The following is a 24393-nucleotide window of genomic DNA, read 5'->3' on the forward strand; positions in this document are numbered from 1 at the left end:
GAGATCGTCATGCCGAAAACCACTGATGCGCCGCGGCTTTATCCGGCACTACGCTACGGGAATGCCGCCAAGATGATCGACTGGTTGGGCGAGGCCTTCGGCTTCAGCGTCCGCGCCCGCTATGGCGAAGGCGACGTCGTGCACCATGCCGAGCTCGCGTTCGGCTCTTCGATAATCATGCTCGGCACCGCACGCGAGGACGCTTTCGGCAAGATGGTCGGCGCACCGGGTTCCGGCGGCGGCAACTCGATCTATGTCGCCGTCGACGACGCCGATGCCGCCTACACCAGAGCCAAGAAGGCCGGCGCCGAAATATTGGAAGAGCTCACTGACCGCGACTATGGCAGCCGCGAGTTCATCTGCCGCGATCCGGAAGGCAATGTTTGGTCCCTCGGCACCTACTGGCCGAAAGCCAACGAACCCGCCAGCTAGCGCGCGAGGCCAAAGATCGCGTCGCAGTCGAGGTGGGTTTCCAGCTCGGCTGCGATCTCGTCCAGCGCCCGTTCGACCTCGGCGCGGTAGTCGATGCCGCCGCCTTTGACGCCGAGGTTTTCGAGGAACTTCGCCCGAAAAGCGTCGGCGGAAAACAGCCCGTGCAGATAGGTGCCTAATACCTTGCCGTCGGCGGAGGTCGCGCCGTCATCGACGCCGCTGATGACGGCGGACGGCCGCAGCGTGTCCGGACCGGTGGTGCGGCCGAGATGGATCTCGTAGCCCTCGAGCGGCAGGTCGAATTGCACCGAGTGCGCGCTGACGTTGCGCACCGTCTTTTCCGGTTCCATCACCGTTTCGACGTCGAGCAGGCCAAGCCCTTTGGTCTCGGTCACGCTGCCTTCGATGCCGTCGGGGTCGCGCACGACATGGCCGAGCATCTGGAAGCCGCCGCAAATGCCGACCACGTGGCCGCCGCGCTTGCGGTGGGCGGCAAGGTCGCGATCCCAGCCATTCTCGCGAAACCTCAAGAGATCGCCGATCGTCGATTTGGACCCGGGAATGACCACCAGCCCGGCATCTTCGGGGAGGTTCTGGCCGGGCGGCACGAACACCACCTCGACTTCGCGTTCGGCCTTGAGCGGGTCGAGATCGTCGAAATTGGCGATGCGCGAAAGCATCGGCACGGCGACCTTCAACGCCCGCTTTTCGCCGGACGCCAGACGTTCGAGCACCACCGAATCTTCCGAGGGCAACCGCGCCGCCGCCTTCAGCCACGGCACGACGCCGAAACAGCGCCAGCCGGTGAATGTCTCGATCGCCTTGATGCCGTCTTCGAACAAGGAGACATCGCCACGGAACTTGTTGATGAGATAGCCGGCGATCATGCGCCGGTCCTCTTCCGGCAGGATCAGATGGGTGCCGGCGACCGAGGCGATGACGCCGCCGCGATCGATGTCGCCGACGAGGATCACCGGCACGTTGGCTCGCGTGGCAAAGCCCATATTGGCAATGTCGCGGCTCCTGAGATTGATCTCGGCCGGCGAACCGGCGCCCTCGACGATGACGAGGTCGGCGCCTTCCCCGACTTTTGCCCAGGAGTCCAGCACGGCATCCATCAGCCGGCCCTTCAGCGCCTGGTAGTCGCGCGCCCGTGCCTCGCCGAACACCTTACCCTGCACCACCACTTGCGCGCCCACATCGGTCTGCGGCTTGAGCAGCACCGGGTTCATGTGGACGGAGGGCGCAACGCCACAGGCGATCGCCTGCAGCCATTGGGCGCGACCGATCTCGCCGCCGCCGCTGTCGCCTGGAATATCGGCGACGGCAGCGTTGTTCGACATGTTCTGCGGCTTGAACGGCCGCACTTTCAGCCCACGATTCCTGGCCGCGCGGCACAGGCCCGCAACCAGCACCGTCTTGCCGACATCGGAGCCCGTGCCCTGCAGCATGATCGCCTTGGCCGCCATCAAGTCCTGCCCTGTGAAACGGTGCCGGTGATCGTGGATTTCGCCGCCAGCGGCCCGCCACGCCAGATGTAGAGCGCCAGCAGCGGCTCCTTGCCGGTGCGCATGGCGTGGCTGACATCAGAAGCATGGTGGATCACCTCGCCCGCCTCGCGTGTGCGAAAGCCGCCCTCGCCCATGCGCCATTCGGTGCCGCCGGTCAGCGGAAGATAGATCTCCTCGGCGACATGATGATGATCGGGATAGAGGATATCAGGCCCCAGGATCAGCAGGCCGCCCGCGACCTCGTCATTGACGAAATGGCCGCGTGTGCCGAAGACCTCCAGCCAGCCGTAATTGTCCATGAACGTCTTGCCGAAATCCGCTTCGCTGTAGGTCTGCCCCCAGCGCAGATCGCCCCGGCGTTCCGCAAGCAACCGCGCCAGCGGCCTGGCGCCTGCCGGAACAAGTTCGACGATACGGTCGAGCTGGCGCAGGCAGGCGAGCGGATGCGGCTCGAGCGGACGCGCCGGCATGGCCCAGCCGATCCGGGCAACGGCATCGCGCACCAGTCTGTTGTCCACTGCTTCGAGAGTGCTATGGAAACATTCGAGCAGTTCATCGAAATTTGTCGTCACGCCTTGCTCCAGACACGCATTCGCGCACAGCCGCTCCCAGATGGTTGGATGGAGATGGTCGGCTTGCGCGGCGGCATCATTGGTCTAGATTGGACGGCGCGCAAAGCCAAAAACGACAGGCCAGCAGGCCGAGACATCAGGGAGCACGCTATGGACGCCGCTGTCGATGCGAGCACCAGCCAGTTCGAACTCAACGAGGACCAGCGCGCCATCCAGGAGATGGCCGAGGCCTTCGCCGCCGACCGCGTCGCGCCGAACGCGCTCGACTGGGATCGCAACAAGCATTTTCCGGCGGACGTCATCCGCGAGACGGGGCCGCTCGGCCTTGGCGGCATCTATGTCAGGGACGATGTCGGCGGCTCGGCGCTCGGCCGGCTCGACGCCGTGCTGATCTTCGAGGCGCTTTCGCGCGCTGATCCGGCCTTCTCCTCCTTCATCTCGATCCACAACATGGTGGCGTCGATGATCGACCGCTTCGGCAGCGACGAGCAGCGCCAGCGCTTCCTGCCGAAGCTGACCTCGATGGAATGGCTGGCGAGCTACTGCCTGACCGAGCCGGGTTCGGGATCGGATGCAGCGGCGCTGAAGACGCGCGCGGTCAAGAGCGGCAGTGACTATGTGCTGAACGGCGCCAAGCAGTTCATCTCGGGCGCCGGCGACAGCGACATCTACATTGTCATGGCGCGCACCGGCGCCGACGGGCCGAAGGGCATTTCCACCTTCGTCGTGCCGAAGGACGCGCCAGGCCTGTCCTTCGGCGCCAACGAGCACAAGATGGGCTGGCACATGCAGTCGACCCGCCAGGTCGTCTTCGAGGACTGCAAGGTGCCGGCGCAAAATCTCTTATCGGTCGAAGGCGCCGGCTTCGGCATCGCCATGGCCGGGCTCGACGGCGGCCGGCTCAACATCGCCGCCTGTTCGCTGGGCGGCGCGCAGTCGGCACTCGACAAGGCGCTGTCCTACACCGCCGAGCGCAAGGCCTTCGGTTCCAGGATCAACCAGTTCCAGGCGCTGCAGTTCAAGCTCGCCGACATGGAGACCGAGTTGCAGGCGGCACGCATCTTTCTCTACGCCGCCGCCTCGAAGCTCGACCGCAAGGCCCCGGATGCCTCGAAGTGGTCGGCCATGGCCAAGCGCTTCGTCACCGATATCGGCTTCAATGTCGCCAACGACGCGCTGCAACTGCATGGCGGCTACGGCTATCTGCACGATTACGGCATCGAGAAGCTGGTGCGGGATCTGCGCGTCCACCAGATTCTCGAAGGCACCAACGAGATCATGCGCGTCATCATCGCACGCGCCCTGATCGGCCGATAAACATGTAGGCAGTAGGCAGTAGGCAGTAGGTGAAAGATGATCGGCAAGATCAATTCGTACAAGGATCTTATCGTGTGGCAGCAGGCGATGGATTTGGCCGTCACCACCTACTCATTGACCAAGGCATGGCCAAAAGAGGAATTGTATGGGTTGACCAGCCAAATCCGCCGCTCAGCGACCTCTATCCCTGCAAAACATCGCGGAAGGCTATGGCCGCGACAACAGAGGCTCTTATCAGCAATTTCTCAGGATAGCCCAAGGCTCGCTGAAGGAGTTCGAGACACACCTCCAGATCGCTGAACGCATTGGCCTTGCCACGCATGATCAAGCCTATCACATGCTGTTGGCAACCGAGGGCATCGGAAAAATGCTTCGCCAACTTATTATCAAGCTTGCGCCCAAATAGACTGCCTACTGCCTATTGCCTCACCCAAATCACGGAGCGCCATTATGACCACCATCGCCTTCATCGGCCTCGGCAATATGGGCAATCCGATGGCCGCCAACCTCGTCAAGGCGGGACATGCCGTGCACGGCTTCGACCTGATGCCGGAAAACCTCGTCGTCGCCAAGGAACATGGCGTCGTCGTCATGGCCAATGCCGTTGCCGCGGTGAAGGATGCCGATGTGGTCATCACCATGCTGCCGGCCGGCAAGCATGTCCTGTCGGTCCACGAGGACATCGCGCCCAAGGCAAAAAAAGGCGCGCTGTTGATCGATTCCTCGACCATCGACGTCGAATCGGCCCGAAAGGCCCACGCCATCGCCGCCAGGCATGGGCTGCTGTCGATCGACGCGCCGGTTTCCGGCGGCACCGGCGGCGCCACTGCCGGCACGCTGACCTTCATGGCCGGTGGCTCGAAGGAAGCCTTCGCCAAGGCCGAACCAATCCTCAAGCCGATGGCCGGCCGCATCGTCCATTGCGGCGATGACGGCGCCGGACAGGCGGCAAAGATCTGCAACAACATGATTCTCGGCATTTCGATGATCGGCGTCGCCGAAGCCTTCGTCCTGGCGGAAAAGCTCGGCCTGTCGCATCAGGCGCTGTTCGACGTCGCCTCGACCTCCTCCGGCCAATGCTGGTCGCTGACCACCTACTGCCCTGTGCCCGGCCCGGTGCCGACATCGCCGGCCAACAATGGCTACAGGCCGGGTTTTGCCGCAGCCCTGATGCTGAAGGACCTGAAACTGTCGCAGGAAGCCGCGCAAGGCGCAGGCGCGGTGACACCGCTCGGCGCCGAGGCCGCCCAGCTTTATGCGCTTTTCAACGCCCAGGGGAATGCCGGCGCCGATTTTTCCGGCATCATAAATTTCCTGCGCGGTACCCCGGCGTAAGCCTCGAACTCGACAGGGCTTTTCGATTTCCCGGCAAAGAGAAACATCGCAAATTTAGATTTGCTTAAACTCTCGATAACCCCCCGGTAACGATGTGCCTGTAAAACGGAATGCGAGGCGGCTATCGCATCCCGCCCGGCGCTCCGGATCAGGTCTCGCGTACCGGAGCCCGTAAGTTTCGCAAGTATTCTGGTAGCGAAGCGCCATGCGTATCTGGCAAAGCCGCGTTCCCGAGGGAGCGCGGCTTTTGCGTTCCTCGCCTGGCGGGATATTCGGCAGAATGCGGCATTCAAACACCGGGCGTCCGGCTGCAGGACGCCCGATGATCGTTCTATCCTACAGCTTGCGCAGATCCGCATGCGCCAGATCGAGCGCCTTGGCTATACGGTCGCAGGCCATGTCGATCGTCTCGCGCGTCCAGATCAGCGGCGGCGACAGGATCATCGTGTCGCCGGTGGCGCGCAGCATCATGCCCTGGGCGACTGCGTGGTCGCGAACAAGCACGGCCGCGCTCCCGGCCGGCAGGAAGCGCTCCTTGGTCGCCTTATCCCTGACGATCTCGATTGCCCCCATCAGCCCGATCGAGCGCACCTCGCCGACCAGATCGTGACCACCGATGCGCTCCTGCAGCGCCTTGGCGAAATAGGGTCCGGTGTCGTTCTTGACCCGCTCGACCAGGCCTTCCCGCTCGATGATCTCGAGGTTCTTCAGCGCCACCGCGCAGGCCACCGGGTGACCGGCATAGGTGTAGCCGTGATAGAACTCGCCACCCTTCTCGACCAGAGTCGCGGCGATGCGGTCGCCGACCAGCAGCGCCGATAGCGGCTGATAGCCTGACGTCAGCGCCTTGGCGGTGGTGATGGTGTCGGGCTCGATGCCGAAGGTTTGCGCTGCGAACCACGCGCCGGTGCGGCCAAAGCCGGTGATGACCTCGTCCAGCATCAGGAGGACATCGTATTTGCGGCAGATGCGCTGCACTTCCGGCCAATAACTCATCGGCGGGATCTTCACCCCGCCCGCCCCCATCACCGGCTCGCCAATGAAGGCGGCGACCTTGTCGGCGCCGGCTTCGAGGATGGCGTCCTCGACGGCTTTTGCCGCGCGCAGGCCGAAATCATGGTCGCTTTCACCGGGCAGAGCCAGTTCATAGGCATAAGGCATCATCACATGGACGATGTTGGGCACCGCGCCGTTGAGCTGGTTATGCATCTGTTCCATGCCGCCCAGCGACGCCCCGGCGATGGTCGAGCCGTGATAAGCCGTCTTGCGCGAGATGATGCGGTTCTTCTCGGGCTTGCCTTCCAGCGCCCAATAGTGACGGACAAGGCGCAGCGCCGTATCGTTGGCCTCCGAACCGGACGAGCCGTAGAATACCTGGTTGACGTGCTTCGGCGCCAGTTCCGCCAGCTTTTTGGCCAGCAGCACCGGCGTCGGTGTCGAGCATTTGAAGAAGGAATTGTAGTAAGGCAGTTCCTTCATCTGGGCGTAAGCCGCGTCGGCCAGCTCATCGCGGCCATAGCCGACATTGACGCACCATAGCCCGGCCATGCCGTCGAGGATTTCCGTCCCTTCGGAATCGTAGACGAACGGCCCGTTGGCGTGGGTGATGATGCGCGAACCTGCCTCGCGCATCTCCCTGTGGTCGGTGAACGGATGAAGGTGATGCGCAGCATCGATCTGCTGAAGCTGCTTCAGCGAATAATTCTGATAAGTCATGTCTGATCTTTCCTCTTGAACCAATCCGGCAATTGCAGCCGGGGCGGATTCCTCAGAGGAAGGCGGGCGGCGAATAGCCGATGCGGGCGCAAAGCCGCAAAAGCTCGGCGCGAAGCGTGCGCGGCGACGGCGTCACCGCGACCCCAAATGCGCAACATCTCCTCATCCGAGCCATGAGCTGTACCTTAGGCCGTCCGACGCGATCAGTTCAAGCCGTTCCGTTCAGCGTCCGTTGCAGGAAGACATACTTCATCGCCGCCTGTGCCGCTTGCGGCCGGCGATCGCCGCGCCCGCCATGGCCGCCCTCGGTCTCCTCGAAGAACAGTGTCTTGGCATGACCGGCGGCCTGCAGGCGCCCGGCCATCTTGCGCGCATGGCCGGGATGGACGCGGTCGTCGGCGGTCGAGGTGGTCAGCAGGACCGGCGGATAGGCGGCATCGGCCTCGACATGCTGATAGGGTGAGTAGGCTGCCAGCCAGGTCGCTTCTTCCGGCTTCGCCGGATCGCCATACTCGGCCATCCAGGACGCGCCGGGCGGCAGCTCGGTGTAACGCAGCATGTCGAGCAGCGGCACGTCGATGATGACCGCACCGAACAACTCCGGATGCTGGGTCAGCGAAACGCCGGTCAGCAGGCCGCCATTCGAGCCGCCCTGGATGCCGAGCGTCGCTGGCGTAGCGATGCCGCGTTTCACCAGGTCTTGCGCCACCGCGGCGAAATCGTCGAAGGCATTCTGGCGATTGGCCTTGAGCGCGGCCTGATGCCAGTTCGGGCCGAACTCGCCGCCGCCGCGGATATTGGCCTGAACATAGGCATTGCCCTTTTCCAGCCACAGCCTGCCGCGCACGCCGGCATAGCCGGGCAGCAACGGCACTTCGAAGCCGCCATAGCCGTAAAGCAGCGTCGGCACCGGCCCGTTCTGATCGCGCCGCCTGACGACGAAGTAAGGGATCTTGGTGCCGTCTTTCGAGCGCGCCTCGAACTGTTCCGAGACAAGGGACGACGCATCGAAACGCGCCGGCTGCGATTTCACCGTTGTCAGCATCGCGGCATTGTCGTCCGACCAGATGATCGAGCTCGGCGTCAGGAAATCGGTGAAGGAGAAGGACACGCTGGAGCCGAAACGCTCGGCGTGACTGATGCCGACACTGCCGTTTTCGGGCAGCGCCACCGGCTGCAGCGACCAGCCGCTGTCACCGCGTTGGCAGGCGACGACCTTGCCGCGCACATTGTCCATCAGACTGATGAACAGCCGGTCTTGAGTGCGGGCAATGCCGGCGATCGAGACACGGTCCGCCGGCTCCAGCACGGTTTCGACGGGCCCCAACGCATTGGTTTTGATCCAGCGCTCGAAGTCCAGAGAATAGAGACCGTCAGGCTTGCACAGCGTGCCGTCCGGCGCCGTCCAAGGGCTGCGCACGGCGAAGACGAACTGGTCCTTGAACAGCTCCGTGTCGGTGACGTCGTCCGGCAGCGGGATGCGCCTGTTCTCGCCGGACGGCAGACGCAGAAAATTGTGCGAGGTGAAGAAGTCGAGCGTCCTGGTCAGGAACAGATGCCGCCTGTCGCCGTCGAATTCGACGGAACCGCCGGCAGCGAGATCGCGCTTCTGCGCCTCGAAGATCTGCGTCGCATCCTCCAGCCTGGTGCCGCGCTGCCACAACTTGACCACGCGCGGATAACCTGACTGGGTTTTTTCGTCGTCTTCGAAGGCAGCCGAGACGATGACCGTGTCCTTGTCCAGCCAGCTGAAGCCCGACTTCGAGGCAGGAGCGCGAAAGCCGCCCTCGACAAAGGATTTGGTTTCGATGTCGAATTCGCGCATCTCGCTGGCGTCGCCGCCATCCGGCGACAGGCTGAGCAGGCAGCGTGTAAAGTCGGGGTAGAGCCGGCTGGCGCCGCTGAACACCCATTTGACGCCCTCTTTGGCCGACAGACTGTCGAAGTCGATGATCGTCTCCCAATCCGGCTTCTCGGTTTTGTAGGAATCAACCGTCGTGCGCCGCCAGAGGCCGAGCACGTTGGTCTTGTCCTGCCAGAAATTGTAAACGTGGCCGTTGAGTGCAGACCCGACCGGAATGTTGTCTTCGGCCGTCATCAGGTCGAGTGCGGTTTGGAAGGAGGCCTGATAGGACGGATCGCCTTGCAATTCACCTGTTGTAATCGCGTTCTGACGGTGAACCCAGTCGAGTGCTTCCTTGCCTGTCCTGTCCTCCAGCCAAAGAAAGGGATCGTCAGCCGCCGAATTCGGCTGCGTCTTCGTGTTCGACTTGGTCATGCGGTCTCCAGTTGAATCAGGCGTCGGCCTCGCCAACATCGACATGGCGGCTCCGATATTCAAGACGCCAGCTGCTTTTCGATTCACACCATCCGCCGCCGCATGACGGTTGTGACCGCCAGCACCAGGCAAATGGCGCCAAGTGTGATCGGCAGGCCGTCCGCACCGAGAATATCCATGGCGCCGCCCGCCAGCGGCGGCACGGCGATGCCGCCAACGCCCCACATCAGCGAGAAGGCGGCGTTGCCGGCGACCAGTGCCGAGCCGGTGAACCGATCGCCGAGCTCGATGATCGACATCGTGTAGATGCCGTAGGAAACCGCGCCCCAGATAAAGACGCATGGCCAGATCAGCGGCGTCTCGATGAGAACCGGCAGCAGCACGCATCCGAGCACCGTTAGGGACACACAAATGAACCGCACCAGACGCGCCGTCAGCCGTTCCGCCAACAGGCCGAGCGGCACCTGCATGGCGATGTTGCCGGCGATCATCACGGACAGCAGCGCCGACATGCGGGCCTCCGCGAGGCCGTAATGCGTTCCGTAGACCGGAAGCAGTGCCAGCACGGCCTGTTCGAAACCGGCGGCCACGACGACCGCGGACAACAGCAGCCATGCCATCGGCATGAAGCCCATGACCGAAACCCGGTGCCCGGTCTCATGGAACTTCGGCAGCCGTCCCATCACCAAAGCCAGGGAGGCGCCACAAAAGACAAATGCGCCGATGCCGACGAGAAACGGAGGCCATCCTTCGGTGCCGACGGCAAGAAGACAAAGCGGACCGGCCGCGAAGCCGGCCGAAATGACAGTGGAATAGATCCCCATCACCCGACCGCGCCGCGCCGGCGGCGCCAGTGCGATCACCCAGGTCTCGCTCAGCACGTAGAGCGGATTGGTCACGACGCCGATCAGGAAACGCAGCGGAAACCACAGATAGACATTTTGCGTCCAGCCGATCAGCGCCAGCACGATCGCGGAAAGGGCTGCGCAGGTGAGCGCCGTGCGCCCTGCCCCGAACCGGCGCGCCAGCGCCGGGATGAGCGGCGAAGAGACGATAAAGCCGACCGGCGTCATTGCCGCCGAAAGGCCGATCATGGCCGGCGAGACGCCCTGGCGCTGCAGGATGAAGCTCAGCAGCGGATAGCTTAGCCCCTGCGCGATGGCGAACACCGAGACGGTGGCGATCACGCCGGTGATCGCCGCCCACTGCATTCTCTCGCCTCTGTTCGTTTCCGCCAGGTCCATGATCCGCACCATATGGGAACCTGCAGGATTAGCGTTTCGGCGGCGTGCCAGGAAGCACCGGTGACGAAAACCGCTTGCGCCAGCCGGACGATGACTTGTTCAAGAGCTCCGCCGCTTGAAGGACCGGTACAAGGCGAACACCACCAGCAACACGTCGAGGCCGGCGATTACGGCCGGCAGGCCGAGCGGGCCGATCGCCTGCATGAGCATGCCGGCGCCTGGCGGGCCGACGATGCCGCCCGCACCCCACATCAGCGCGAAAGCGGCGTTGCCGGCGACAAGCATCGTTCCCTTGAACCGGCTGCCGAGCTCGACCAGCGCCATCGTGTAGACGCCGTAGCCGACCGCGCCCATCACGACGAGCACCGGCCAGACCAGCAGCGTCGTGATCAGCACGGGCAGCAAAAACGCGCAAACGGCCGTCGCCAGCGCACAAAAGACGATCATGGCCCGGCCGCCGAAACGTTCCGCTAGCAGGCCAAGCGGAATCTGCAGCAGGATGTTGCCGAGCGAAAGCGCCGTCACCAGTGCCGCCAGCACCGTTTCCGGCAAACCGTAGCCGGAGCCGAAGACCGGGATCAGCGCATAGGTGCTTTGCTGGACCGCGGCCGAAACCAGCACCGCAAGCAGCAGCGCCGGCGCCAGCCTGGCGAAGCCGACAATACCGCCGGAAGGCTCGCCATCATCCTCGAAGCCGGCCAGCCTGGAGGACACGGCACGCAGGATTGCCGCGCAGAGGGCGAAACCGGCGATTCCGGCTATGAAGGGTGCCCACCCCGACGTGCCGACCGCTATCAGTATCAGCGGTCCCGCCGCATAGCCGGCGCCCATGAGCGTATTGAACACCCCCATAACCCTGCCGCGACGCGACGGCGGTGCGAGCGAGAGCGCCCATAGTTCGCCGAGGATATAGAGCGGGTTGATGACCACGCCGACGATGAAGCGGAGGACGAACCAGGCCACCCAGTCCTGCAGATAGCCGATTGCCAGGAAGCAGAGCGCGCCGGTCAGCGAGCAACCCACGGCGAGCGTCCGCGCGCCGACGAGCCGAACGGCGGCCGGCACGAACGAGGCCGAAAGGATCAAGCCGAACGGCATCATCGCGGCGGACAGGCCGATCGCCGCCGGAGACATGCCTTGCCGCTGCATCAGCAGCGTGAACAGCGGGTAGCTCAATCCTTGCGCCGCGCCGAACATGGCCAGCGCCGCGGTGACGCCGGCAAGCGCTGCCCATTGCGTTCCCGCTTCGTCGTCGCTCGAGCCGGTCGCGACCATGCTGCCATCCGTGTGTGAATTGCAGACCATTCGGTCGGCACGCCACCCAGCTACCGGTTCGATTTCGGGAAAGGAAGGGCCGGAGGAGGAAATCCATTTGCGCCAACCATCTGTTGCGGCGCGGCGCGATTCATGGCGCGTGTTTGGCGCCGTTCAAACCGCTACGGAAAATATCGCGCAATCGCCCCCTTCCTGTCGTCCGCGTAAGGCTTCAGCCACTTGTCGTCAGTGGAGAGCCCGTCCCTGTCGGACGGCCCCTTTCCAATCGTCCTGCGCCAAGCTCGGAACTTGTAATGGTCGAACACGTCGAGCATATGCACCGCATAAGCCGCGGCGAACGTCTTGTCGCCTTCCACGATCACCATGTTCTCGTCGTTTTCATAGGACGCCTTGTAGCCGAGGTTGTGGCTGCCGGTGACAACGGTCGCGTTGTCCGCCATCGGATCGATGATAACGATCTTGTCATGCACGATCGCATGGCCGACGGTCAGCACTTCCGCCTGAAAATCCCGGGCAATTGTGGCTCCCGTCAGGTTCGCCGCCCTGACGATGGAGATGTTCGGCGCCTCCCAGACCTTCTCCGGAAAGACGAATGGCGACTTGCCGTCCTTGTTCGATTTGCCGGTGACCGGATCCTTGGTCGGGGCAATGTAGTTGGGCATGGCGGTGTGATCGCTGATTGCGCCTTGCACTATGAGCTTTGGGTTCGCCGTCGCGGCCGCCACCGCCTGGTCGATGATCGAGTTGTCGCCAAGCCGCGAAGGATTGAACACGAGAAAGAGCACCGCCTCCTTCGCCGCCCTGATACGCCTGAAAACGTCATCGAGGTCGACAGGGCGCACAGAGATATCCTTCTTGTTGCGGTCGGGATCGTTCGGCGAAAACCACACTGTAAGGCCGTCCAACGGCACTGTGTCGCCGTTCAGCGGGTTTGGCCTGCGGTTTTCCCGGCGAAAGGGCACGCCTTGCGCCTGCGCGACACGACCGGCAGCACTTTCATCTGCCGGCGGCGGGAACACGTCGGCCTTCATACGTTCCCAATAGGCATCGAACACTTTGGCCATGGCAGGGTCGTCGCGGATGAAGGCATTGTTGGACTGTCCGCAAATGCCTGTCGACGTCCAGTTGGTGCTGCCGGTCATCACCGCCTGCGCATCGCCTTGCGCATCACGATAGACGGCAAATTTATTGTGGCCGATATGGCTGTTGTTGAACAGACGGTTCGTCAGCGTGACGCCCGCATCGCGCAACCGCTTTCTGAAAGGTGCGTTGCCGGCATCCCAAGCCTTCGTTTTGTCGTCCCTGCCCGAATTCGAGAGAATGACTTCGACGACATCCTTGGCTTCGATGATCGCGTCGCACAACTCGTCATCGCCAAGTTCATAGAGGGCAAGCCTGACAGTGCCGCCTTGGGTCTTGGCCCGTTTCAGCAGGCTGGTGAGCACGTCCGGCACATCGCCTTGCAGATAGGTCCGTATCTCGCCGCCGGGGCGCTGAAGCTCGGCCCTGATCTTGTCGCGCTGCCCGACCTTGATGCCCGCTTCTGCCAGCGCATGCGACATCCATTGTGTCGACAACACGCCATTGGTGAAGGCGACACGCGCCTTGCCGAACATCTGCCCCAAAAAGATCGGCGGGCTGACGGCACCGTTGCCGAGATAGCCAAGCGGCCGAGCCGCTCCAGTATAGGCGGGTTTGCCGTCGACCACTTGAGCCGGGCGTACCGGCACCGGATCGAGGCCCGGCTTCATGTCGCCGACCGGACGTACGCGGTAGGCGATCATCTCGCCATCCCGCCTGACCTCAAGGCTGTCGCGCCGGCGCCGCACGGTAAGATCGCGCCAGAATGTTTTTTGCACCGGCCACACACCGCTGTCCTGTGGAATCCATCTTGGATTGCGCTGTCCCTTGAACGGCACCCAGGTCGCCAGGCAACGCTCCTCGCCGGTACTGGGATAGATGCGGACAATCTCGAAGCCGAGACATCCTGGGATCATCCCGTCGAGATCCCATGACAGGAAAGTAACTTCGTTGTTTGTCGCCGCACGCACTTTGATGACGTCAGGCATCGCTATCCCCTCAAAAGACGCTAGCAGCCAAGTATGTCACAAGTAAAAGACAGAACTGTAACGCATTCCACATTACGGCATCTTGCTCGATCCTAGGCCATGATCCCGAAAAGTGAAAACCGGTTTTTGGAAAAGATCATTGTCGAGCAAGAAGATGGAGCCCCATCCCGAATCTATCGATGGACCAGGCTCTGGGCGCCCCTCACGGCATCGACCGCCCTTCAGCCATGTCGCTTCCCTCTTCCTAGTGGTCGCCGCCTCCGCAATGGCGGGGCGGCCGGCGGTCCATTATGTCGCTGCATTGTCGCACCGTACGAGGCCTATCATGACCGCCGCCCTTCATCCCGCCGAACCGGCATTGGCAACCGACCGCGCCCGCCGCGGCGGGCGCGCGGGAAAGCTCGCCGGCGGATCGGCGGCGTTCGAGCAGCCGCCTTTCCGTCAACTGAAAATTCCGCTGACGCCGACGAAGCTGGTCTCCGACGACGAGCTCGAATCGATCCACCTCGCCTCGTTGCGCGTGCTGCGGGAAATCGGCGTCGACGTGCTGCACGACGAGGCAAGGCGCATCATGAAGGCACATGGCGCGGATGTCCGCGAAGGCAGCGAGCGGGTGCGCTTCGACAGCGACATGATCCTCGAACTCATTTCGCACTGCCCGCCGGAATTCACCATCCATGCCCGCAATCCGGCGCACAATGTGCGCTTCGGCGGCGACAATCTGATCCTCTCGATGATGGCGTCGGCGCCCAACTGTTCCGACATCGACCGCGGCCGCCGACCCGGCAACCAGCTGGACTACCGCAACTTCCTCAAGCTCGCGCAGATGCACAACATCCTGAGTTGTACGGGCGGTTATCCGGTCGAGCCGATCGACATCCATCCGTCCGTCCGGCACCTCGAATGCATCCGCGATTTGAGCGTGCTCACTGACAAGGTGTTCCACATCTATTCGCTCGGCAAGGAGCGCAACGTTGACGGCATCGAGATCACCAGGATTGCGCGCGGCATCAGCGACGAACAGCTTCTCAAAGAGCCGTCGGTGTTCACCATCATCAACACCAATTCGCCGCTCAAGCTCGATGTGCCGATGATGGAAGGCATCATCCAGATGTCGAGCAAGGGCCAGGTCGTCATCGTGACGCCGTTCACGCTGTCTGGCGCCATGGCGCCGGTGACCATCGCCGGCGCGCTGGTGCAGCAGAATGCCGAAGCGCTGTCCGGCATCGCCTTCGCACAGATGGTGAGGAAAGGCGCTCCCGTCGGCTATGGCGGCTTCACCTCGAATGTAGACATGAAGTCCGGCGCGCCGGCCTTCGGCACGCCGGAATACATGAAGGCGCAGTTGGTCGGCGGCCAGCTCGCCCGCCGCTATCAAATCCCCTACCGCACCTCCAACACCTGCGCCGCCAACACTGTCGACGCACAGGCCGCCTATGAAAGCGTGTTCTCGCTGTGGGGCGCCATACAGGGCGGCGGCAATATGATGATGCATGCGGCCGGCTGGCTGGAAGGTGGCCTGCGCTGCTCCTACGAGAAGACCATTCTGGACATCGATCTGCTGCAGATGGTGGCCGAGTTCCTGACCCCGCTCGACCTTTCCGAAGAGGCTCTCGGCTTCGATGCCATCCAGTCCGTCGGTCCGGGCGGCCATTTCTTCGGCACCCAGCATACCCAGGACCGCTACAAGACCGCTTTCTACGCACCTGTTATCTCCGACTGGCGCAATTTCGAGACCTGGGTGGAAGCCGGGTCGCCGACGGCGCTCGAAAAGGCCAACCGGGTGTGGAAGGAACGGCTGGCGTCCTATGAAGAGCCTTACATGGACCCGGCGATCCGCGAGGAGCTCGACGCCTTCGTCGAAAAGCGCCGGTCCGAAGGCGGCGCGCCGACCGATTTTTGATCGACACGCAGCGACGGTTCGACTTCGGCGCGCGGTTCCCGCTGACCAAAGCACCTGATTCAATTTACGCAAAAAACGGAACTATCTTCATGAAATCTCACGCAAAAGCAGTTGTCATCGGCGGCGGTGTCGTCGGCTGCTCGGTGCTCTACCATCTCGCCAAGGCCGGCTGGACCGACATCATGCTGATCGAGCGCTCGGAGCTCACCTCTGGTTCGTCCTGGCATGCGGCGGGCGGCTTCCATACGCTCAACGGCGATCCCAACGTCGCCAAGCTGCAGGCCTACACGGTGCAGCTCTACAAGGAGATCGAGGAGCTTTCCGGCCAGTCCTGCTCGCTGCACCTGACCGGCGGCGTGATGATGGCCGATACGCCCGAGCGCATGGACTTCCTGCGCCTTGCCCACGCCAAGGGGCGCTATCTCGGCATGGACACCGAACTGATCACGCCGTCCGAGGCCAAGGCGATGTTCCCGCTGATGGACGAGACGAATTTCGTCGGCGCCATGTGGGATCCGGTCGAAGGCCACCTCGATCCTTCCGGCACCACTCACGCCTATGCCAAGGCGGCTAGGAAGCTCGGCGCCGAGATCGTACTGCGCAACCGCGTCGTCGAGCTGACGCAGGAGGTCGACGGCACCTGGAACGTCGTCACCGAGCAAGGCACGGTCAAGGCCGAGCATGTCGTCAACTGCGGCGGCCTGTGGGCGCGCGAGATCGGCCGCATGGTCGGTGTCGAGCTGCCGGTGCTGGCTATGGAACACATGTATCTTTTGACCGAGCCGATGCCGGAGGTCGAGGAATTCAACAGGTCGACCGGCCGCGAGATGATCGGCGTGCTGGACTTCAAGGGCGAGATCTACACCCGCCAGGAACGCAACGGCATTCTACTCGGCACCTACGAAAAGGCCTGCAAGCCGTGGTCGCCGGTCAATACGCCATGGGATTTCGGCCACGAATTGCTGCAGCCCGACATCGACCGCATCGCGCCGTCGCTGGAAATCGGCTTCAAGCATTTCCCCGGCATCGAGAAGGCCGGCATCAAGCAGATCATCAACGGTCCCTTCACCTTCGCGCTGGACGGCAACCCGCTGGTCGGCCCGGTGCAGGGCCTGACCAATTTCTGGTGCGCCTGCGCCGTCATGGCCGGCTTTTCGCAAGGTGGCGGCGTCGGGTTGGCGCTGTCGAACTGGATGGTCAATGGCGATCCCGGCTTCGACGTCTGGGGCATGGACGTGGCGCGCTTCGGCGAATGGGCAACCCTGCGCTACACCAACGCCAAGGTGCGCGAAAACTATTCGCGCCGCTTTTCCATCCGTTTCCCCAACGAGGAACTGCCGGCAGCCCGACCGGCGCAGACGACGCCGCTCTACGACACCATGCTGGCCAACAATGCCGTCATGGGCGACTCATGGGGTCTCGAAACCCCGCTCTGGTTCGCGCCGAAAGACTCAGAGCCGAAGGATATCGTTTCGTTCCACCGCTCAAACGACTTCGGGCCGATCGGCGAGGAAGTGCGCACAACGCGCGAGAAGGTCGGCGTCACCGAGATCGCCAATTTCGCCAAATACGAAGTGTCCGGGCCGGGATCGGAAGATTTCCTCAACCGGCTGATGACCAACCGCATGCCGAAGACCGGTCGCATCGTGCTGACCCCGATGCTGAACGAGTTCGGCAAATTGATCGGCGACTTCACCATCGCCAAGGCGGGTGAAGAGCGTTTCATGATCTGGAGCTCGTCCGCCGCTCAGAAATACCACATGCGCTGGTTCGAAAAACACCTGCCGAAGGACGGTAGCGTGCGCATTCACCGCTTCGACCAGACGCTTGTCGGCCTGTCGATCGCCGGACCGAAATCGCGGGACCTGCTGCAGAAACTGGTCGATGTCGACATCTCGACCAAGGCCTTCCGCTTCATGGATTTCCGCGAGATGGCGGTCGGCGGCGCACCCTGCATGGTCAATCGCATCACCTATACTGGTGATCTCGGCTACGAGATCTGGATAGCGCCTGCCTACCAGCGCCTGGTCTACAAGGCGATCAAGGAGGCCGGCGAAGAGTTCGGCCTCGTCGATTTCGGCATGCGCGCCTTGCTCTCGATGCGTCTGGAAAAGAATTTTCCGACCTGGTACCGCGAACTGCGCCCGATCTACGGGCCGTTCGAAGGGGCGATGGACCGCTTCGTCAAGCTGGAGAAGAACGATTTCATCGGACGCGAGGCGGCCGCCAGGGAACAGGCGGAAGGGCCGAAGCTGCGCCGCGTCTCCTTCATCGTCGACGCCGCGGATGCCGATGTGATGGGCGACGAGCCGATCTGGGCCAAGGTCGGCGGCAAGGACTACGGCACGGTGGAGAAGCCGCACGGCTATGGTGCGCCGCGCTTCGACACATCAGGCGAGGAAGTACGTGGCTCCAAGGCGGCGGAAGGCGCTTCGGCAGTGCGCGGCATCGTCGACGGCGACTGGCGCGTGGTCGGCTGGGTCACCTCCGGCGGCTATGCGCATTACGTGCAAAAGTCGATGGCGCAGGGCTATGTGCCGGCTGCCTTGGCCGAGAACGAGAGCGCCGGACTGTTCGAGATCGAAATCCTCGGGAGTCGGCGGCCGGCCCGCATCAATGTCGAGCCGCTTTTCGACCCGAGCGGCGAGAAGATGCGGACCTGATGCATGTCGCCCGAAAGGTGCCGCCGCTACCCGCATTGTGCGAGGCACGGTCTTCATGCTAGCGGAGCCGGCGGTAACCGGCACGGACGATGAGAACTCCTTGAAATATTCGATGAAATGGGCCGAATGGCTTGCCGAGGGCAGGATTGGCTCCTTCCCGGCGGCGATCGTCATGATCGCGCTTTACTGCTGCATACAGGTTGTCGTGCTGCCGCTTGCGAGCCTCTGGGCGGGAACCGGGGTCGGCGTCGATGACTCCGAACAGCTGCTGTACATGCGGTTTTTATGGGCGGGCTATGGCGGCGCGCAGCCGCCGCTTTACTCCTGGCTCGGCTGGCTGACGTCATCGGTTTTCGGAACCAATATCCTCGCGCTTAAAGTGCTGAAATATTCGCTGATTTTCGTGGCCTTGGCGTCGGTCTTCGTCGCGACGCGCAAACTTGGCTATTCCCAGCGCACAGCGGTTGCCGCTACTCTAGGTCTGTTGCTGTTTCCTCAGCTGACCTGGGAAATGCAGCACACCTTGTCGCATACCGTTGCCGCATTCTGCTTTTCGGCGCTGCTGCTGCTTGCGCTTATCGAGCTTCTGCAGCGCAAATCGCTGCTGGCCTACGCCCTGTTCGGTCTGGCGATCGGTGCGGCCGTCCTGGCGAAATACAACAATGTCATCCTGCTTACCGCCATGGTGTTGGCGACCTTGTCGATGCGCGAAACCCGTCAGGTCATCCTGCGCCCGCAAATCATGATCAGTATGGCCGTGGCGCTGCTGGTGTGCCTGCCGACACTGTATTGGACCGCCTCGCATCCGAGCGAATTGCTGGCGCGCAGCTACAAGTTCGGCATCAATGAAGGAGGCGGTGCTTTCCTCGTCGCGTTGAAAGGCATCGTCGACTTCGCCGGAGCCGTACGGAATTTTGCCATTCTGCCGGTCGCGGTTTTTGCAGTAGCGATGCTGGCGGGACGGATTCTTCCAACGACGCTTCGCCAACAGCTTTCAGATTCGGAAAAATTCCTGTGGCGCGTTCTCGGCTTTGGGCTCTGCATCACGACTATCCTGGTGATCGCCAGCGGCGCCACCATGTTCAGAGCGCGCTGGTTGTTACCCGTCCTGTTTCTTCTGCCTGTCGCGTTCGCTGCCCGCATGGATGCCCTTGGCGACAGAGGCAGGACCGCGCAATACCTTACCATCACCGTTGCAGCCGCACTGGCCGTGCTGGTATTGCCGGCGTCGTGGGCTTACCAGGTCTATGGCGGAAAGGGCATGGGACGCGTCGCCCGTCTGGACTACCAGGCGCTGTATCATGATCTGACCGCCGATGGCGCGATTAAGACGGTTACGTCGGACTGGCACTGGGTGGGCAACCTCAGGCTCGTCGATCCCGACCTTGTCGTGCTCGGAAAGGAAGTGCCCGGTTTCGCTGCATTGCTGCAGGAACCGGCTATTCTGATCTGGCTCGACAAGCCGGAACCGCAACCGGAAATCCTGGACCGCATCCATCAGGCGGGTTTCGTCCTGGATGGTGAACGCCGCAGCCTCAGGGTTCCCGAATTTTTCGGCTCGAGCGACGGACGGCTTGTGACCGTCGTCAAGTTGAAAAGGCAGGAGGCGAAATGACCATCCGACGATCGACTGGCCATCTGCGATGATCGGATCTGGCACAAGGATCGGAACGTGAGCGAGCAAGGCGTCGAGCGACGGTTCGGTCGCCACCGCAAGATCATGCCTTTCGACCCGGACGAAGCGGGCTCCATCGATGCGTTGCGCCTGAAGTCGCGGCAGAAGGCCGCTGAACTCAATCAGCATGTGCTTGGCTACGGCGCACTGGCGGAAGCCGAGTGGCAAGCCGCCGGCATCGCCGCGCCCGACCTGCCCGCCATGCGCCAATACCGGCTCGACCGCATCCGCGCCGAGCTGAAGCGCCGCGGCTATGCCGGAGCCCTGCTCTACGACCCTATCAACATCCGCTATGCGACCGACTCGACCAACATGCAGCTCTGGGTCGCGCACAATCCGACACGGCATTGCTTCGTTGCCACCGAAGGCCCGGTCGTGCTGTTCGACTATTTTTCCTGCGAGCACCTTTCCGATCATTCCGGCGTCGTCGACGAGGTGCGACCGGCGGTGTCGTGGATGTATCTCTACAGCGGCGAGCTGACCGAACTGACGGTCCGCCGCTGGGCGGCCGGCATCGCCGATCTGGTGAAGGAACATGGCGGCGGCACCAGCCGTATTGCCGTCGACCACATCAATCCCGAGGGCGTCGAGGAACTCGCCCGCCTAGGCATTTCGATCGGCAATGGCGAAGCGGTGATGGAGAACGCGCGGCTGATCAAATCGCCGGACGAGATCCTGGCCATGCGCCGCTCGATCGTCGCTTGCGAGGCGGCGATGCACGAGATGGAAGCCGCGCTCGTCCCGGGCATTTCCGAGAACGAATTGTGGGCCGAACTCCACCGCGGCAACATTGCGCGCGGCGGCGAATGGATCGAAACCCGGCTCCTGTCGTCAGGGCCGCGCACCAATCCGTGGTTTCAGGAATGCTCGTCGCGAACGATCGAAGCCGGCGATCTTGTCGCCTTCGACACCGACCTGATCGGCCCCTACGGCTTCTGCGCCGACCTGTCGCGCACCTGGCTCTGCGGCGACGCCAAGCCGTCCAACGCGCAACGCGACCTGTTTCGCATCGCCGCCGACCAGATCGCCGGCAACACCGGCCTGATGCAGCCCGGCATATCGTTCCGCGACCTCGTCGAACGCTCGGCGGTGCCTCCTGAAGACTGTTTTCCGACGCGCTATGGCGTGCTTTATCACGGCGTCGGCCTGGCCGACGAATACCCGACGCTGCCGCATGCAAGCGACTGGACCGAGGACACGCCCGATGGCGTGCTTGTGTCAGGCATGGTGCTTTGCGTCGAGAGCTATATCGGCCGGCTTGGCGGCCATGAGGGTGTCAAGATCGAAGAGCAGGTCCTGATCACCGAAACCGGCAACGAGCAGCTTTCGACCTATCCGCTCGACGAGCGGCTGCTCGGCGGCTGAGCCTTCTCAGCCGGCCGCCGCGACGGCCTCACGCATCGCAGCGACGATCTTTTCCGGCGTCGTTCTGGAGGTGATGAACGGCAGGCCCTTGCGCCGCCTTGTCCAGCCGACGACTGCCAGCTTCTGTGCCGCAGGCTCGAAGCGCTGCGCTTGCGCCCAGCTCCGGCAGTCGATGGCCGCGACATCGGCCTTGCCCTCGGCAATGGCGACGATCGAGGCGCGGTGGCCGCCGCTTTCGCCGCACATCGAGAGCATGTCCAGGCTTTCGCCCAGCGCCTCCAGGTCACGTGTCAGCCCAATGATGCCCGACATCGAATCGACGTTGTTGAAGGTGAAGCGCTTGCCACGCAGGATATCCAGCGGGATGAGAGAGCTGCCGTCATCAGGCGATCGAACCGCTGGCGCATCACCTACCCGCATCACGAGCGCGCTCGAATAGAGCTCGCCCTGCCCGCCCTCGAAGGCATCGTAATTCGGCTGGCCGATCACATGGACATGCGTCGACAGGCCGAGTTCCATCGGCCCCCAGCAGGTTTGCGCGAACAGCAGCGCCGGATGCAGCCAGAGCCCCTGAAAATCCAGTTCGTCCGGCGGCAATGTTGTCGGGTCGGGCGCGATCACCTTTCCAGCGGCATCGCGAACACCACCCGGCACCGGCGGCAGGTCGCCATTGAGGCGCACGATGGTCTCCGGTGCGTCGATATCTCTTTGCCGAAAGGCGTCGCGCAGCCGCGCCCATTGGGCATCGACTTCGTCATGCATTTCGGGCCAGTCATACATCGGCAAGGCCGCAACGAATTCGCTCATGCCGGTATTTGACCGTTATGCCTGGAGATTGACAAGATCATGAACGCGGGGCGCGCCTGGGCCGCGCCGCTTTGCTCCGTTGCAGAATTCATTCTTTCGGCGGCTCGGCGGGCACCGGCGCGCTGCCAAGCCCATTGAGGCTGCGCGCCCTGACGCGCGGCTTGAACGCGCGGCCCGGTTCCGGCGTGCGCCGCAGCACCGGGTGGACGACAGGCTCCTTTGCCTTGAAGGCAAATACCCTAAGCAGCGCAAAATAATTCGGAAAGGCGTAGCCATTGTTCATCCGCAGCCATTCGTCACGGCGCTCGGCAAACAGCTTCGGCAGCCGATACCAGGCCACGGTCGGGCTCTTGTGATGGACGAGGTGCAGGTTGTTGTTGAGAAACAGCAAGGACAGCGGCGAACGCTCGACGATCACCGTGCGGCCTTCCGGATGCTCCGACCACTGGTGCTCGGCGAAGGTACGGATCGAGATCAGTGACTGGCCGAGCCACACCGGCACCAGGACGTAGAGCCACAGCGGGATGCCGAAGCCGAACTGCACGACAGGCAACACCACGGCGAGGCCGATCGCGTGCAGCAACCATGCCTCGCGGATCACCCTGTCGCTGGCGAGCATCTGCTTGGCATCGTCGATGAAGAAGCCGATGCACGACAGCCACGGGCCAAGCACGAGGCGGCCGATCATGGTGTTGTTTATTTTCAGCAGGAACTTCATCGCCGGCGGCAATTCGTCATGGTGCCACAGCGCCTTGTAGTAGCTTTCGGGATCGTCAAGCGGATCGGTCAACCGTTCGTCGGCATGATGGCGCAGATGAATGGTCTTGAAACGGCGGAACGGCCAGACGACGCCGATCGGCAGGAAGACGAACGCTTCGTTGACCTGCGCATTGCGGGTCGGATGGCCATGCAGGATTTCATGGGCCAGCGAGGATTGCAGCGCGACCATCAAGGCCAGAACGACCAGCGCCAGCAGCGGGTAGGACGGCCAGAGGAGCAAGCCGGCGGCGAGCCAGGTGCCGTAACAGAAAAATGCGAGAAACACGGTCGGCCATTCGATGGCCGGTGTATTGCGTCGTCTGTTGCCCTTGCTCGTCATGCTTTGGATGCTGCCTGCCAGTCGCCGGAACCACTTTGATTCCTGACAGCATTGTGTCAGGAGCACTGAGTTGCTGCAACGAGACAAAGCGCACTAGATGTTGCGATTGCGCATTTTCAGCCGCATATGTTATATATTGTAAACAACATCGAGGATTCATTTACGCTTGGGATACCGCTTTGGCGGCTTCGGCGAATTTTTTTCCTCCCAGCGGCCGGAATGACGATATGGACAAACGCGATCTGTCGGCAGTCTTTCGGGAACGCCTGAAAATGCTCCTGACACGATCCGACTTGAACCAGTCAGCCTTCGCGGCTGCGGTAGGCATCGACCGTTCCGCGCTTTCGCAGCTTCTGTCCGGCGCCTCCACGCGCCTTCCCCGCGCCGAAACGCTGCTCAACATCGCTGCCGAATTCAAGGTGTCGCTCGACTGGCTGCTCGGCCTCAGCCAGGACGAAGGCGTCACCGGTGAAATCCGCGAAAGCCTGGAGATCGAGGAGGCGCCCGACGGTTTCGACCGCACCCTGCTGGCCAGATGGCATGCCGAGGCCGCGGGCACGAAAATCCGTTACGTGCCGGCCGGCATTCCTGACCTTCTGCGCACCGAGGCGCTTGTCGACTATGAAGCCGGCATCGCCAACAAGAGCCGCGAAGCGCAGGCCGGGGAGACGCAGTACCGCATCGACTACAACCGGCGGCCGGAAACCGACATGGAGGTCTGCATGCCACGCCACACGCTGGAGATCTTTGCGCGCGGGCTAGGCGTATGGGATCGTTTTCCGGAGGCCGACCGCCACCAGCAGCTTCTCCACATGGCGACGCTGCTCGACGACCTCTATCCCACCTTCCGCCTGTTTCTCTATGACGGGCGGATGCGCTATTCGATCCCCTACACCATCTTCGGGCCCTATCGCGCCGCCATCTATGTCGGCGACATGTATCTGGTGCTGAACGCGACCCAACCGGTCCGCACGCTGACCAGCCATTTCGACAATCTGATCCGCGCCGCCGACGTCAACGCGCATGAGGCCGCCAGTTTCACGCAAAGGCTTGCGGAAATGCGATTTTGACGGCTTGTTATACATGCTGACGTTGACGCCATATAAAGAGTTCTTTATATCCTTATCTCAGA

At 62.8% G+C, this 24393-nt stretch carries 17 protein-coding genes and 1 pseudogene; 9 read left to right on the plus strand and 9 right to left on the minus strand.

All coding sequences use genetic code 11. The features are described from left to right. Window positions 1-9: 9 nt before the first annotated feature. Complete coding sequence (locus E5X88_RS01250) at window positions 10-432, plus strand: VOC family protein (protein WP_292157382.1); 423 nt, start codon at window positions 10-12, stop codon at window positions 430-432. Here the strand turns inward: E5X88_RS01250 and E5X88_RS01255 are convergent. Then, entirely contained in the window at window positions 429-1901 is a 1473-nt protein-coding gene (locus E5X88_RS01255) for a cobyric acid synthase (protein WP_292157384.1), read from the minus strand. The two genes, E5X88_RS01250 and E5X88_RS01255, sit on opposite strands and share 4 nt — an antisense overlap. Continuing rightward, window positions 1901-2515, minus strand: a complete 615-nt coding sequence (locus tag E5X88_RS01260) for a dimethylsulfonioproprionate lyase family protein (protein ID WP_292157386.1) — start codon at window positions 2513-2515, stop codon at window positions 1901-1903. The genes E5X88_RS01255 and E5X88_RS01260 overlap by 1 nt, the downstream gene beginning before the upstream one ends. 150 nt (window positions 2516-2665) lie before the next feature. On the opposite strand from E5X88_RS01260, the gene E5X88_RS01265 reads away from it, so the two are divergent. The 3 genes and pseudogenes from E5X88_RS01265 to mmsB all read left to right on the plus strand — a co-directional run bounded on the left by E5X88_RS01265 (window position 2666) and on the right by mmsB (window position 5167). Then, window positions 2666-3832, plus strand: coding sequence for an isobutyryl-CoA dehydrogenase (locus E5X88_RS01265; RefSeq protein ID WP_292157388.1), 1167 nt, complete (start codon window positions 2666-2668; stop codon window positions 3830-3832). Between the two features lie 36 nt (window positions 3833-3868). Continuing rightward, window positions 3869-4238, plus strand: a pseudogene (locus tag E5X88_RS01270) (four helix bundle protein). A gap of 44 nt (window positions 4239-4282) precedes the next feature. After that, window positions 4283-5167: a 3-hydroxyisobutyrate dehydrogenase gene (mmsB, locus tag E5X88_RS01275; protein ID WP_292157389.1), complete on the plus strand. Its 885-nt coding sequence runs from the start codon at window positions 4283-4285 to the stop codon at window positions 5165-5167. 336 nt (window positions 5168-5503) lie between these two features. On the opposite strand, the gene E5X88_RS01280 is transcribed toward mmsB, so the two are convergent. The 5 genes from E5X88_RS01280 to E5X88_RS01300 all read right to left on the minus strand — a co-directional run bounded on the left by E5X88_RS01280 (window position 5504) and on the right by E5X88_RS01300 (window position 13749). Next, entirely contained in the window at window positions 5504-6883 is a 1380-nt protein-coding gene (locus tag E5X88_RS01280) for an aspartate aminotransferase family protein (protein ID WP_292157391.1), read from the minus strand. A gap of 208 nt (window positions 6884-7091) precedes the next feature. Next, entirely contained in the window at window positions 7092-9161 is a 2070-nt protein-coding gene (locus E5X88_RS01285) for a prolyl oligopeptidase family protein (protein WP_292157393.1), read from the minus strand. An 83-nt stretch (window positions 9162-9244) separates the two neighbouring features. Further along, window positions 9245-10405, minus strand: coding sequence for an MFS transporter (locus E5X88_RS01290; RefSeq protein ID WP_292157395.1), 1161 nt, complete (start codon window positions 10403-10405; stop codon window positions 9245-9247). A 99-nt stretch (window positions 10406-10504) separates the two neighbouring features. After that, the gene (locus E5X88_RS01295; protein WP_292157397.1) at window positions 10505-11680 is read right to left on the minus strand and encodes an MFS transporter; all 1176 of its coding nucleotides are present in this window, start codon (window positions 11678-11680) and stop codon (window positions 10505-10507) included. A 161-nt stretch (window positions 11681-11841) separates the two neighbouring features. Further along, a complete protein-coding gene (locus tag E5X88_RS01300) occupies window positions 11842-13749 on the minus strand; it encodes a phospholipase D-like domain-containing protein (protein ID WP_292157399.1) in 1908 nt (635 codons plus the stop codon). Window positions 13750-14074: 325 nt separating this feature from the next. Here E5X88_RS01300 and E5X88_RS01305 point away from each other — a divergent pair, with 325 nt between their 5' ends. The 4 genes from E5X88_RS01305 to E5X88_RS01320 all read left to right on the plus strand — a co-directional run bounded on the left by E5X88_RS01305 (window position 14075) and on the right by E5X88_RS01320 (window position 21355). Further along, window positions 14075-15652: a trimethylamine methyltransferase family protein gene (locus tag E5X88_RS01305; protein ID WP_292157401.1), complete on the plus strand. Its 1578-nt coding sequence runs from the start codon at window positions 14075-14077 to the stop codon at window positions 15650-15652. A gap of 89 nt (window positions 15653-15741) precedes the next feature. Then, on the plus strand, window positions 15742-18315 hold the full coding sequence (locus E5X88_RS01310; RefSeq protein ID WP_292157403.1) for an FAD-dependent oxidoreductase: 2574 nt from the start codon (window positions 15742-15744) through the stop codon (window positions 18313-18315). A 112-nt stretch (window positions 18316-18427) separates the two neighbouring features. Further along, the gene (locus tag E5X88_RS01315) at window positions 18428-19930 is read left to right on the plus strand and encodes a glycosyltransferase family 39 protein (RefSeq protein WP_292157405.1); all 1503 of its coding nucleotides are present in this window, start codon (window positions 18428-18430) and stop codon (window positions 19928-19930) included. Between the two features lie 105 nt (window positions 19931-20035). Continuing rightward, a complete protein-coding gene (locus tag E5X88_RS01320) occupies window positions 20036-21355 on the plus strand; it encodes a Xaa-Pro peptidase family protein (protein ID WP_292157650.1) in 1320 nt (439 codons plus the stop codon). A gap of 6 nt (window positions 21356-21361) precedes the next feature. On the opposite strand, the gene E5X88_RS01325 is transcribed toward E5X88_RS01320, so the two are convergent. Beyond that, window positions 21362-22162 (minus strand): PhnD/SsuA/transferrin family substrate-binding protein, encoded by an 801-nt coding sequence (locus E5X88_RS01325; protein WP_292157407.1) that lies wholly within the window; start codon window positions 22160-22162, stop codon window positions 21362-21364. Between the two features lie 88 nt (window positions 22163-22250). Further along, on the minus strand, window positions 22251-23261 hold the full coding sequence (locus E5X88_RS01330) for a fatty acid desaturase (protein ID WP_292157409.1): 1011 nt from the start codon (window positions 23259-23261) through the stop codon (window positions 22251-22253). A gap of 227 nt (window positions 23262-23488) precedes the next feature. Here E5X88_RS01330 and E5X88_RS01335 point away from each other — a divergent pair, with 227 nt between their 5' ends. After that, on the plus strand, window positions 23489-24331 hold the full coding sequence (locus E5X88_RS01335) for a helix-turn-helix transcriptional regulator (protein WP_292157411.1): 843 nt from the start codon (window positions 23489-23491) through the stop codon (window positions 24329-24331). Window positions 24332-24393 lie beyond the last annotated feature (62 nt).

Origin of the sequence: Mesorhizobium sp. (genome assembly GCF_004962245.1) — a bacterium.
In the GTDB taxonomy this organism is placed as follows: domain Bacteria; phylum Pseudomonadota; class Alphaproteobacteria; order Rhizobiales; family Rhizobiaceae; genus Mesorhizobium.